This window comes from Micrococcus sp. EWR3.9.1 (assembly GCF_052615555.1).
In genome coordinates, this window is sequence record NZ_JBQXFD010000007.1 from 30,657 (window position 1) to 42,747 (window position 12,091).

Annotated in this window: 9 protein-coding genes; 2 read left to right on the plus strand and 7 right to left on the minus strand. The window is 73.7% G+C overall.

What is annotated here, in order from left to right; all coding sequences use genetic code 11:
• Positions 1-153 precede the first annotated feature (153 nt).
• Positions 154-1,407 (minus strand): acetoin utilization protein AcuC, encoded by a 1,254-nt coding sequence (locus ACUJ8O_RS06175; RefSeq protein ID WP_063189786.1) that lies wholly within the window; start codon positions 1,405-1,407, stop codon positions 154-156.
• A gap of 136 nt (positions 1,408-1,543) precedes the next feature.
• On the opposite strand from ACUJ8O_RS06175, the gene ACUJ8O_RS06180 reads away from it, so the two are divergent.
• Together ACUJ8O_RS06180 and ACUJ8O_RS06185 are read left to right on the plus strand one after the other, a co-directional pair.
• Positions 1,544-3,019 carry a TrkH family potassium uptake protein gene (locus ACUJ8O_RS06180; RefSeq protein ID WP_095346276.1) on the plus strand — a complete coding sequence of 492 codons (1,476 nt, stop codon included), beginning with the start codon at positions 1,544-1,546 and terminating at the stop codon, positions 3,017-3,019.
• Positions 3,012-3,689, plus strand: a complete 678-nt coding sequence (locus ACUJ8O_RS06185) for a potassium channel family protein (RefSeq protein ID WP_152743364.1) — start codon at positions 3,012-3,014, stop codon at positions 3,687-3,689. The genes ACUJ8O_RS06180 and ACUJ8O_RS06185 overlap by 8 nt, the downstream gene beginning before the upstream one ends.
• Before the next feature lie 15 nt (positions 3,690-3,704).
• Here ACUJ8O_RS06185 and proC read toward each other — a convergent pair whose 3' ends face one another.
• The 6 genes from proC to trhO all read right to left on the minus strand — a co-directional run bounded on the left by proC (position 3,705) and on the right by trhO (position 12,029).
• The gene (gene proC, locus ACUJ8O_RS06190; RefSeq protein WP_036317279.1) at positions 3,705-4,535 is read right to left on the minus strand and encodes a pyrroline-5-carboxylate reductase; all 831 of its coding nucleotides are present in this window, start codon (positions 4,533-4,535) and stop codon (positions 3,705-3,707) included.
• Entirely contained in the window at positions 4,532-5,419 is an 888-nt protein-coding gene (locus ACUJ8O_RS06195; RefSeq protein ID WP_036341218.1) for a sugar phosphate isomerase/epimerase family protein, read from the minus strand. The genes proC and ACUJ8O_RS06195 overlap by 4 nt, the downstream gene beginning before the upstream one ends.
• 2 nt (positions 5,420-5,421) lie before the next feature.
• Positions 5,422-6,444, minus strand: coding sequence for a Ppx/GppA phosphatase family protein (locus ACUJ8O_RS06200; protein ID WP_036341216.1), 1,023 nt, complete (start codon positions 6,442-6,444; stop codon positions 5,422-5,424).
• 5 nt (positions 6,445-6,449) lie between these two features.
• Entirely contained in the window at positions 6,450-9,284 is a 2,835-nt protein-coding gene (gene topA / locus ACUJ8O_RS06205) for a type I DNA topoisomerase (protein ID WP_371510319.1), read from the minus strand.
• A gap of 142 nt (positions 9,285-9,426) precedes the next feature.
• Positions 9,427-11,103 (minus strand): DUF7059 domain-containing protein, encoded by a 1,677-nt coding sequence (locus ACUJ8O_RS06210; protein WP_445373241.1) that lies wholly within the window; start codon positions 11,101-11,103, stop codon positions 9,427-9,429.
• Positions 11,100-12,029, minus strand: coding sequence for an oxygen-dependent tRNA uridine(34) hydroxylase TrhO (trhO, locus tag ACUJ8O_RS06215; protein WP_069942060.1), 930 nt, complete (start codon positions 12,027-12,029; stop codon positions 11,100-11,102). Before trhO ends, ACUJ8O_RS06210 begins: the two co-directional genes overlap by 4 nt.
• Positions 12,030-12,091 lie beyond the last annotated feature (62 nt).

The window sequence follows — 12,091 nt, forward strand, 5'->3', positions numbered from 1 at the left end:
TGAATCGGGGCGAGGGTCGGCGGTCGTGGGACCGCAGGCATCCGGGGCGCCGGACACGCCGACCCGCATTCCACCGGATGTGGAACGCCTGGAAACGTTCTCGGCCACAATACCGGCCGCACGGGCCCCGGTCGAACCGGGACGGGGACCGGCTCAGTCGAACCAGGGGTCGAGCCCGTGCAGCGGGAACACCTCGCGGCGCGTGGCCATGATCGACTGGTCCACCGGGTCGGCCGGGTCGTAGCCCACCTCCCACGAGCGCCACCACACGTCCGCGTCCTCGCCCATCACGGTGGGGATCCGCTCGGCGTCGTCCCCCTCGTGCACGGACATGTCCCCGGTCAGCTCGTCCGCGGTGAGGGCCCGGACGTGCTCGATCCAGGCGGCGGGGATCTCGCTCCTCACGGGGATCGGGGTCTGCAGGACGGCGGCGGTCAGGTGGGCCCACGCGCGCGGCACCACCCGCAGCGGGTTGTAGCCGCCGCCCCCGGTGGCCAGCCACCGGCCGTACGCGAACCGGTCGGCCCAGTCGCCGACGTCGAATGCGAGCTGGCGCTGGCCGTCCACGCTCAGCCGCAGGTCGGCGAGCGGGTCCGTGAGGTGGCCGTCGCAGCCGTGCTGGCTGACCAGCACGTCCGGGGCGAACGCCTCCAGCAGGGGCGGGACCACGGCGTGGGCGGCGCGCAGGAAGCCGGCGTCACCGGTGCGCGGGGGCAGCGCGACGTTCACCGCCGTGCCCTGGGCGGCCGAGCCGCCGATCTCGTTGGCGAAGCCCGTGCCCGGGAACAGGCTGATGCCCGTCTCGTGCAGGGAGATGGTGAGCACGCGGGGGTCGTCGTAGAAGATCGACTGCGTGCCGTCGCCGTGGTGCGCGTCCACGTCGACGTAGGCCACGCGCTCCGCGCCGAGGTCCAGCAGGCGCTGGATGGCCACGGCGCAGTCGTTGTAGATGCAGAACCCGGACGCCGAGGACCGGGCGGCGTGGTGCATGCCGCCGGCGAAGTTCACGGCGCGGTCCACCTCGCCGGACCAGATCGCCTCCGCGGCGACGAGGGAGCCGCCCGCGATCCGGGCGGCGGACTCGTGCAGGTCCGGGAACACGGGACAGTCCTCGGTGCCCAGGCCGAAGCGGCCGTCCTCGGCCGACGACGTCGCCGCGGCCCGGCGGACGGCGGCGACGTACTCGGGGTCGTGGACGAGGGCGAGCTGCTCGTCCGTGGCCACGGGCGGCTCCACGATCCGCACGTGGGGCGCGTCCAGCAGGCCGAACGCCTCCACGAGCCGGTGCGTGAGATCCAGCCGCAGGGGCGCCATCGGGTGCTCCGCGCTGAACCGGTAGCGGAGCAGGCTGGAGTCCCACACCACAGCAGCGGGGGTGGGAGCGGGAGGGGTGGACGTGGTGCTCATCACGGTCCAGCCTAGGGCTCCGGGCGGCACGGTGGCGACGATCGCCTCGGATGTCTCGCCCGCGTGACGCGCGGGCCACGGCGCGCGCGATACTGGGAGCCGGTCCGTTTCCCGTCCCCCGTGCAGGAGGTGCCCCGTGGCAGGTCCCCGTCCGACTCCGCACGCCCGCCGACACGGCGGGGTGCGCCGGCCCGGCGGCCTCCCCCGGCCCGGCCAGGCCTCCACGCTGGAGTCCTCGACCGACCTGCGCACGGTGCTGCGGCGCTCGGGCCGCGCCGTCAGCTCGGTGGTGGGCGGCTCCCCGGCCCGCGCCGCCCTCTCCGCCTTCGCCCTCATGGCCCTGGTGTTCACCGGGCTCCTCGCCCTGCCGTGGGCCGCGGCGGACGGCCACGCCACCCCCCTGCACGACGCCATGTTCACCGCGGTCTCCGCCTTCTCCGTGACCGGTCTGACCACCGTCAACACGGCCGCGCACTGGTCCCCCGCGGGCCAGGTGATCATCCTCGTGGCCATCCAGATCGGCGGCCTGGGCATCCTCTCGATGGCCTCGCTGCTCACGCTGGCCGTCTCCCGGCATCTGGGCCTGAGGTCGAAGCTGGCGACGCAGCAGGCGGGCATGACCTCCGGCAGTCTCGGCGAGGTCGGCCAGCTGCTGCGCGTCGTCGTCGTGACGGTGCTGACCGCCGAGGCCGCGCTGGCGCTCGTCCTCGTGCCGCGGTTCGCGGCCATCTCCGGCTCGTGGCTCACCGGCCTGTGGCACGGGGTCTTCTACTCGGTCAGCGCCTTCAACAACGCGGGGTTCACCCTGCACGTGGACGGCCTGCCGGAGATCATGCACGACCCGGTGATCATCACGGTGCTCGGCGTCGGTGTGTTCCTCGGTGCGCTCGGCTTCCCCGTGGTCATGGTGCTGCTGGAGAAGGGGTGGCGGTTCCGGCAGTGGAACCTGCACACCAAGCTCACGGTCGAGGTGACGCTGGCGCTGCTGGTGCTCGGCGCCGTCGCCCTCTTCTTCTTCGAGGCGGGCAACCCGGCGACCCAGGCCGGGATGGGCTTCTGGCAGCGGGTCGGGCACTCGCTCTTCGGTTCCGTGATGACCCGCTCCGGCGGCTTCGCGATCGACGACACGAACGCGCACCAGCCCGAGTCCCTGCTGCTCATGGACGCGCTGATGTTCGTGGGCGGCGGGTCCGCCTCCACCGCGGGCGGCATCAAGGTGACCACGCTGGCGATCATGTTCCTCGCGATCGTGGCGGAGGCGCGCGGCGACCGCGAGGTGACGGCGCACGGCCGCACGATCGCCCCCGAGTCCCTGCGCGTGGCCATCGCGGTGCTCGCACTCGGGGCCACCCTCGTGCTCGTGGCCACTCTGGCGCTGGTGCACATCACCGACGAGTCCCTCCAGCGGCCCCTGTTCGAGGTGATCTCCGCGTTCGGCACGTGCGGGCTCTCCGTGGGCGTCTCCGCGGAGAGCCCACCGGCCGGCAAGTACGTCCTGACGGCCATGATGTTCGCGGGCCGCGTTGGTACGATCACGTTCGCCGCCGCCCTGGCCCTGCGCCAGCGGCGCGTGCTCTACCGCTACCCCGTCGAGAGGCCGGTCATTGGCTGACACCCCGCAGCGCACCGATCCCAACGCCCCCGTGCTCCTCGTGGGGCTGGGCCGCTTCGGCGCCGCCACGGCCGAGGAGCTCGTCGCACAGGGCCGCGAGGTGCTCGCCGTCGAGCGGGACCCCGTCCTCGTGCAGCGCTACGCCCCCTCGTTGACCCACGTGGTGGAGGCGGACGCCACCGACTCCGAGGCCCTGCGCCAGCTCGGTGCGCAGGACTTCTCGACGGCGGTGGTCGGCGTGGGCACCTCCATCGAGGCATCGGTGCTGATCACCGTGAACCTCGTGGACCTGGAGATCCCCCACATCTGGGTGAAGGCGATCAGCGAGGCGCACGGCACGATCCTCAAGCGGATCGGGGCGAACCACGTGATCTTCCCGGAGCACGACGCCGGCGTGCGCGCCGCCCACCTCGTGAACGGGCGCATGCTCGACTTCATCGAGTTCGACGACGACTTCGCGATCGTGAAGATGTACCCGCCGGCCGAGTGCGTGGGCTTCACGCTCGCCGAGTCCAAGGTGCGCTCCAAGTACGGCGTGACCGTGGTGGGCGTGAAGACCCCGGGCGAGGACTTCACCTACGCCCAGCCGGACACCCGGGTGGGCCCGCGCGACACCCTCATCGTCTCTGGCCACACCGACCTCATCGACCGGTTCGCGGCCCGGCCCTGAGGCATGCCCGCGCCGTCAGGCCCCGAACTCCTCGGCCATCTCCTTGTCGCGCTGCGCGGCCGCGTCCATGGCACGGTTCACGAGGTCGCCCATGCCGCCGTCCAGGAACGCCTCCACGGCCTTCTCGGTAGTCCCGTTCGGGCTCATCACGGCCTTGCGCAGAGCCTCGGCCCTGGCCCCCTCCTGCTGGAGCATGATGCCGGCTCCCTTGACGGTGGCCGCGGCCATGGCCTCGGCGGAGGCGGCGTCCAGTCCCATCTCCGCACCGTGGGCGGCGATCAGCTCGGCCAGCAGAAACACGTAGGCCGGGGCGGAGCCGGCGGTCGCCACCACGGCGGAGAGCTGCTCCTCGGCCACCGGCACCACCAGGCCGGAGCCCTCGAAGAGAGCGCGCACGGCGGTGGTCTGCTCCTCGGTGACGCCCGGCCCGGGGGCCACGCCCACGACGCCGGAGCCCACCGTCAGGGGCGTGTTCGGCATGGTCCGCACGATCGGCTGCCCCGCCGGCAGCACGGCGGCCATGGTCGCGGCGGTGACGCCGGCTGCCACGGACACCACCACGGTCTCGGGGCGCAGCGACGGCGCCAGGTCCGTGAGGGTGGCGACCATGTCCTTCGGCTTCACGCCCACCAGGACGATGTCCGCCTCAGCGACCGCGGCATGGTTGGCGCGTTCGTCCCGCTCCTGGGAGGTCACGGTGACGCCGTGCTGCGCGGCGGCCTTCTCGGCGGAGGCGGCGGAGCGGGTGGTCGCGGTGACGTCCTCGGCGCGCACGGCGCCGGCCTCGAGGGCTCCGGCGAGGATCGCGCCGGTCATGGTGCCCAGGCCCAGGATGGTCAGCTTCATGGTCGGTCCATCTCCTTCGTGGTCGGGCGCAGAACGCCGCCGTCGTGGTGGTGGTCGGTCCCGCCGGCGGCCAGGTGCTCGCGGGCGAACGCGAGCGAGGCGGCGAGCATCTCCTCCCGCTGGCCCGCGTACTCCACCCCGCGCGTGCCCACCTCCACGCACACCGTGCCGGCCAGGCCCGCGGTCGCCAGGTGGCGCAGGGTCTCGGCCACGGGCTGGGTGCCCTCGCCGGGGACCAGGTGGTCGTCCTTGCCGGAGTCGTTGCCGTCGGTGAGGTGGACGTGCCGCAGCCGCGGGCCGAGCTCGCGGACGGCCGCCAGGGAGTCCGCCCGCGCGATGGCCGCGTGGGAGAAGTCCCAGCAGATGTGCTCGTACGGCTCGGGCAGCGGGTTCCAGTGCGGCAGGTACATCTTGGCCTTGCGGCCGTAGGCCCGCCACGGGTACATGTTCTCCACGGCGATCACGACGCCGGTCTCCGCCATGAGCTCGTGGATGCCCTCGGCGAAGCGCACCGCGTACGTGCCCTGCCAGCGGAACGGCGGGTGGGCGACCACGGTGGCCGCGCCCACGGCCTGCGCCAGCTCCACGGAGCGGCGGATCTTGGACCACGCGGAGCCCCAGACCTGCTGCGTGAACAGCAGGGTGGGCGCGTGGATGGAGTCGATGGGCATCCCGTGCCGCTCGGACAGCCGCGTCAGCCGCCGCGCGTCCTGGCTCCACGCGTTGTGCGTGACCATGACCTCCACGCCGTCGTAGCCGAGGTCCTCGGCGGTGGCGAACACGTCCTGGGTGCCCAGGGGGAACACGGACGAGGAGGACAGGGTCACGGGGATGTCCGCTCCGAAGCGCGCCGCGGGGGCCAGGTGCGCGGTGGAGTCCGGCATGGTCAGCGCACCCCCAGGCTCAGTCCCGGCAGGAGGGTGTCCGGGTTGAGGTTCACGTGGCCGACGCCGGGCCGGCCGTCCCGGGTGAGGTGGCCCTCGAGCATGAGCGCGTCGAGGCGGTTGAGGATCAGGCCCTCGCGCAGCGCCCACGGGCAGATCTCGAGCTGGGCGATGCCGAACGTGCGCATGGCCGTCAGCGCGACGATCGCCCCCGCGAACACCTGGTGCGCGCGCACGTCCGAGACGCCGGGCAGCTCCGCCCGCTCCGCGACGGTCATCGCCGCGAGGCGGTTCACCCACAGGTGCAGGTCGTCCGCGCGCAGGTGCCGCTTCACGAAGGGGCCCGCCGCCGACGGCGCCGCCCCGGTGATCCGGGCGAGGGAGCGGAACGTCTTCGAGGTGGCGGTGACCACCACGGGCGACTCGATGCGCGGGAAGGCCGTATACGCCTCCTCGAGTCGCTTCTCCACGTGCTTGCGGAGCTTCTTCACCGCCTTGGGGCTGGGCGGGTCCTCGAGCACCCAGTCGCGGGTGAGGCGGCCGGCGCCCAGCGGCAGGGACAGGGCGTGCGAGGGCAGCTCGTCCTGGCCGTAGGCGATCTCGAAGGAGCCGCCGCCGATGTCGAAGTTCAGGATGGAGCCGGCGCCCCAGCCCTGCCAGCGGCGCACGGCGAAGTACGTCATGGCCGACTCCTGGTCCCCCGTGAGCTCGGAGAGGTGCACACCGGTCTCGGCCTGCACGCGGGCCAGCACGGCGGCGCCGTTCGCGGACTCGCGGATCGCCGAGGTGCAGAACGAGATCATGTCCTCCGCCCGATGCTCCTCCGCGAACGCGGCGGCCTCCCGGACGAAGTCCACGAGCTCCCGCTGTCCCTCCTCCGTGATCGCCCCGTCGGCGTCCTGGTAGCGGATCAGCGGAAGGGAGCGCTTGTGCTCCGCGTAGGCGACGGGGCGGGCCCCCGGGTGGGCGTCCACGAGCAGCAGGTGGACGGTGTTGGACCCGATGTCCAGGACGCCGAGGCGCATGGCGCTCAGGCCTTCTTCCGCGCGGTGGTCTTCTTGGCCGGGGCCTTGCGGGCCGCCGGCTTCTTGGCACCGCCGCGGGTGGCCGGGCCCTTGGCACGCTTGTCCGCGAGCAGCTGGTAGGCCTCCTCCGCCGTGAGCTCCTCGGGCTGACGGCCGCGCGGGACGGTGATGTTGGTGACCCCGTCCGTGACGTACGGGCCGAAGCGGCCCTCCTTCACGGTGACCTTCTTGCCGGAGACCGGGTCCTCGCCGAACTCGGCCAGCGGCGGCTTGGCGGCCCCGCGGCCACGCTGCTTCGGCTGGGCGTAGATCTCGAGGGCCTGCTCCTGCGTGATGCTGAAGATCTGGTCCTCGGACTCGAGCGAGCGCGAGTCCGAGCCCTTCTTCAGGTAGGGCCCGAAGCGGCCGTTCTGGGCGGTGATGACCTCGCCCTCGGCGTCCGCGCCCACGACGCGCGGCAGGGACATCAGCTGCAGCGCCTGCTCGAGGGTCACGGTGTCCACGGACATGCTCTTGAAGAGGGAGCCGGTGCGGGGCTTCTCCTTGGCCGGCTTCTTCTTCGGCTTGGGCTTGCCGTTCTTGTAGTACTCGGTGGGCTGGGCGTCGAGCCAGGCCTGCAGCTCCTCCTCGGTCATCTCCGGGATGACCTCGGTGACGTAGGGCCCGTAGCGCCCGTCCCTGGCGACGACGGTCCGGCCCGTCTCCGGGTCCGTGCCGAGCTCGCGCTCGGAGGGCTGGGCGGTGGCGAACAGCTCCTCGGCCTTGGCCGGGGTGAGCTCGTCCGGGGCCAGGTCCTCGGGGACGTTGGCGCGCGGCGGGGTGGCGCCCGCCTCCGCGTCGGCCGGCAGCGACCGCTCCAGGTACGGGCCGTACTGGCCCACCCGCAGGGTGATGTCCTCGGTGATCGGCAGCGAGTTCACGGCCCGCGCGTCGATCTCGCCGAGGTTGTCCACCACGTGCTTGAGGCCCTCGACGCCCTTCTCCGTCTCCGCGGCGGGGGCCCCGAAGTAGAAGGTCTGCAGCCAGGCCTCGCGGCCGAGCTCGCCCGCCGCGATCCGGTCGAGGTCGTCCTCCATGCGGGCCGTGAAGTCGTAGTCCACGTACTTCGCGAAGTAGTCCTCGAGCAGCCCGATCACCGCGAACGCGGTCCACGACGGGACGAGCGCGGTGCCGCGCTTGGACACGTAGCCGCGGTCCATGATCGTGGAGATCGTCGGGGCGTACGTGGAGGGACGCCCGATCTCGCGGCGCTCCAGCTCGGCGACGATCGACGCCTCGGTGTAGCGGGCCGGCGGGGAGGTCTCGTGCCCGGTGGCCTCGATCGGGTCACCGGTGAGGCGCTCGCCCTGGGCCACCTGCGGCAGGCGGCGGTCCTTGGCCTCCGCGTTCTCGCCGTCGACCTCGGCGTCCCGGCCCTCCTCGTACGCGTCGAGGAAGCCCTTGAACGTGATGACGGTGCCCGAGGCGCTGAACTGCGCGAGGCGGCCGTCCTGCGCGGTGGCCGAGAGCCGCAGCGTGGCGGTGTAGCCCTTGGCATCGGCCATCTGCGAGGCCACGGTGCGCTTCCAGATCAGCTCGTACAGGCGGAACTCGTCCGGGCGCAGCTCGGCCTTGACCTGGGCCGGGGTCCGGAAGGAGTCCCCCGCGGGCCGGATGGCCTCGTGGGCCTCCTGCGCGGTCTCGTTGCGCTTGGCGTAGACGCGCGGCTGGGCCGGCACGGCGTCCGCCCCGTAGAGCTCGGTGGCCTGGCGCCGGGCGGCCTGCACGGCCTCCTGCGAGAGGTTCACCGAGTCCGTGCGCATGTACGTGATGTAGCCGTTCTCGTACAGGCGCTGGGCCACCTGCATGGAGACGCGGGAGCTCATCCGGAGCTTGCGGGCGGCCTCCTGCTGCAGCGTGGAGGTGGTGAAGGGGGCGGCCGGGCGGCGGGTGTACGGCTTGTCCTCCACCGAGTCGACCGTGAAGTCCGCCCCGCGCAGACCCTCGGCCAGCGAGCGGGCGCCGGCCTCGTCCAGGTGGGTCACCTTCTTGCCGGCGGAGGCCTTGAGCCGCCCGGCGTCGTCGAAGTCGCGGCCCGTGGCCACGCGCTGGCCGTCCACCGTGCTGAGGCGGGCCGTGAACGAGCTGCCCACGGCGTCCGCGGCCTGCGCGCCCTCGGCCACCGTGAAGGTGCCCTCCACGCCCCAGTAGTGGGCGGAGACGAAGGCCATGCGCTCCCGCTCGCGCTCGACGACGAGGCGGGTGGCCACCGACTGCACGCGGCCCGCCGAGAGCCCGCGGGAGACCTTGCGCCAGAGCACCGGCGAGAGCTCGTAGCCGAACAGGCGGTCGAGGATGCGGCGCGTCTCCTGGGCGTCCACGAGGGCCGTGTCCAGCTCACGGATGTTCTCCAGACCGCGGCGCACGCCCTCCTGGGTGATCTCGCCGAAGGTCATGCGGTACACCGGCACCGTGGGCTTGAGGGTGTCCAGCAGGTGCCAGGCGATGGCCTCGCCCTCGCGGTCCGCATCCGTGGCGAGGTAGAGGGCCTCGGCGTCCTTGAGCTCGCGCTTGAGCTCGGTGACCTTCTTCTTCTTGTCCGGGTGCACCACGTAGTACGGGGTGAAGCCGTGCTCCGTGTCCACGGCGAACTTGCCGAACGGGCCCTTCTTCATCTCCGCCGGCAGGTCCGAGGGCTTGGGCAGGTCGCGGATGTGCCCCACGGAGGAGTCCACCACCCAGCCCTCGCCCACCGCGTTGAGGTACTTCGCGATGGACTTGCTCTTGGCCGGGGACTCCACGATGACCAGCTTCTTGCCCGAGGGCACGGGAGCGGTCACGGAAGCGGGGGGAGTGGACAACGGGTCCTCCTGGGACGGGATTGCTGCGGATCCGGGGCCGACGCGAGCCGACCCGCGTCCGCCGCGGACGGACGTCCCCACATCGTAGGGCGCGCTGACCACGATAACGCCCGGCGTCCCCGCGCCCGCCACCGCCCGATCGTCAGCCCTCCACCAGGAACCCGTCCTCGTACAGCTCCCGCAGCGCGGCCAGCAGGCCGGCCCGCCCGACGTCGTCCAGCTCCAGCAGCGCGGCGACCGCGCCCACCAGCTGCCCCACGGACAGCTCGCCGTCGGAGGCGGACAGCACGCCCGCCGTCGCGGTGTCCAGGCGCGCCACGCGCCGGAACCCGGAGCCCTGCCGGGCCAGGATCACCTCGGGGTGCTCCGCCCCGAACCGCTGGTGCCGCTCTTCCGTGACGTCCGCGGCCACGCGCAGGTGCAGGCCCCGCAGCGCGGCCAGGGCCGGGTCCCCGACGGCGTCCCCGGCCCCGGCGCCCGCGGCGAGCCGGTCCCGGCGGGCGACGGCGGCGGCCCACGCGGCGCCGAGGGCCTCGTCCACGGGCTGGGTCAGCTCCTCGGCGACCACCCACCCCCGGCCCTGGGAGCCGTCCGCGGCGGGCCGACGCAGCCACACGTGTCCGAAGCCGACCCCGGCCACGCCGCGGGCGTCGAAGTCCTCCAGGTACCCGCGGTAGGCGGCCTCATAGGCGGGCGGGTCGAGCTCGAGCGAGGAGTCCTGCAGCCACGTCTCCGCGTAGCCCGCGGGGTCCTGCCGGTCGCGCTGGAGCAACCAGGCCTGCATCCCCGGCGCCACCCACGAACGCGGGCGCGCGTTCCACGGTGCGGTGTCGGCGTCGGTGGTGTCCCCCGCCGGGATCTCCCAGTTGGCGAGCAGCTGCGCGGTGCCGCCCTCGGCGAGCACGTCCGGCAGGGCCGCGATCAGCTCCGCGACGATCCGGTCGCCCTCGCGGCCGCCGTCGCGGTAGGTCAGCACGGGCGCGTCCGGGTCCGTGCGCGGGGTGATCACGAACGGCGGGTTCGAGACCACGAGGTCGAACCGCTCCCCCGCCACCGGCGCCAGCAGATCGCCGGCCGCCAGCCGGACCCGGTCCTCGAGCCGCTCCCGGTCGAGGCCGAGCACGTCCGCGTTGAGCAGCAGGTTGAACCGGGTGAAGGCGAGGGCGCGCTCGGAGAGGTCCGTGGCGGTCACGTGGTCGGCGTGGGCGAGCAGGTGCAGGGTCTGGATCCCGCAGCCCACCCCCACGTCCAGGGCGCGGGCCACGGGACGGCGCTGCGTGGCGCCGGCGAGCGTGAGGGAGGCCCGACCGATGCCGAGCACGTGCTCGGGAGGCAGCGGGCCGCGCCGCTGCAGGGCCGTCAGGTCCGAGGCGATCCACATCCGGCCCGGCTCGTCCGCGTCGTACGGCGAGAGGTCCACCGCGCCGCGCACGCGCCCGTCCGGCCCCTCGACGACGAGCCCGGCCGCCACGGCCCCGGCCAGACCGAGGCTGGGCAGCGCGGCGTCGAGGTCGGCGGCGGGGACGGGGTCGCCGAGCAGCCAGGCCCCGACGGCGGCGGCGAGGCCCCGCGTGCCGTGCCGGTCGCCGGGGCCGGCTGCGTCGTCGTGCCGGCCGGGGCCCGCCAGGTGACCGGCGACGACGCGGCGGGCGGCCTCGGCGTGCTCGCGGTCCAGGGCGAGCGTGGCCACGGGTCCGAGCAGCCCCTCGACGGCGGCGGTGGTGAACGGCAGGGCCGCCAGGTCCGCGGCGAGGGCCGCGGCCGTGGCCGGGGTCAGCCGCGGGGCGGGGGGCGACGGGGGTGTCGGGACGGGACTCATGCCTCGGTCCTCTCGGCGGGGTGGGGGCGGTGGGCGCAGACGGGGCAGCGGTGCTCGGGGTCGTCGGCGGCGCAGGCCGCGCAGCGGACCTCGAGCGTGGTGCAGGCCGGGTCGGCGCAGTTGCGCAGCGCCGAGGTCGGGGCCTCGCACGTGACGCACCGGCCGATGGTCTCGGCATCGGCGGTGAAGCGGGTGGACAGGCGTCGGTCGAACACGGCCAGCTCGCCCCGCCACAGTCCGGCGTCGCCGCGGGCCTCGCCGTAGCGGACGATGCCGCCGTCGAGCTGGTAGACCTCGGCGAAGCCGCGGTCCTTGAGCAGGGCGGAGAGGACCTCGCAGCGCACGCCGCCCGTGCAGTAGGTGATCAGCGGCGCGTCCTTGAGGTGGTCCAGGGCCCCGGAGTCGACGGCGGCGAGCAGGTCGCGGGTGGTGTGCGCGTCCGGGACCACGGCCCCGTCGAAGCGGCCGATGGCCGCCTCCACCGTGTTGCGGCCGTCGAGGAAGCGCACGGGGTTCGCGGTGCCGGCGCGCTCGGCGACCAGCGCGTCCACCTGGACGGGCGTGAGCCGCTCCCCCGTGCCGACGATCCCGTCCGCGTCCACGGTGACGCGCTCGGGGGCCCCGAACGCGACGAGCTCGGGCTTGACCTTGACCGAGAGGCGGGGGAAGTCCGCCGCCGAGCCGTCCGACCACTTCACTTCGAGGTCCCGGAACGCCGGATGCTCCCGCGTGCCGCGCATGTAGCGCTTGACGGCGTCGACCGGTCCGCCGACGGTCCCGTTGATCCCCTGCGGCGACACGATGATCCGGCCGGTCAGGCCGAGGGACGCGGCGAGCGTGCGCTGCCACAGCCGCACCGCCTCGGGGTCGGCGAGCGGGGTGAACCGGTAGTACAGCGCGATGCGCGAGAGGGGGACGGTGCTCATCAAGGTCCAGGCTAGTGCGCGACCCCGGACGCCACGGCCGTGAGGGCGGGCGGGGCCTGGCC

Coding starts and splice junctions, on each gene's coding strand:
- ACUJ8O_RS06175 (WP_063189786.1), bottom strand. CDS start 1,407: ATGAGCACCACGTCCACCCCTCCCGCTCCCACCCCCGCTGCTGTGGTG.
- proC (WP_036317279.1), bottom strand. CDS start 4,535: ATGAAGCTGACCATCCTGGGCCTGGGCACCATGACCGGCGCGATCCTC.
- ACUJ8O_RS06195 (WP_036341218.1), bottom strand. CDS start 5,419: ATGCCGGACTCCACCGCGCACCTGGCCCCCGCGGCGCGCTTCGGAGCG.
- ACUJ8O_RS06200 (WP_036341216.1), bottom strand. CDS start 6,444: ATGCGCCTCGGCGTCCTGGACATCGGGTCCAACACCGTCCACCTGCTG.
- ACUJ8O_RS06210 (WP_445373241.1), bottom strand. CDS start 11,103: ATGAGTCCCGTCCCGACACCCCCGTCGCCCCCCGCCCCGCGGCTGACC.
- trhO (WP_069942060.1), bottom strand. CDS start 12,029: ATGAGCACCGTCCCCCTCTCGCGCATCGCGCTGTACTACCGGTTCACC.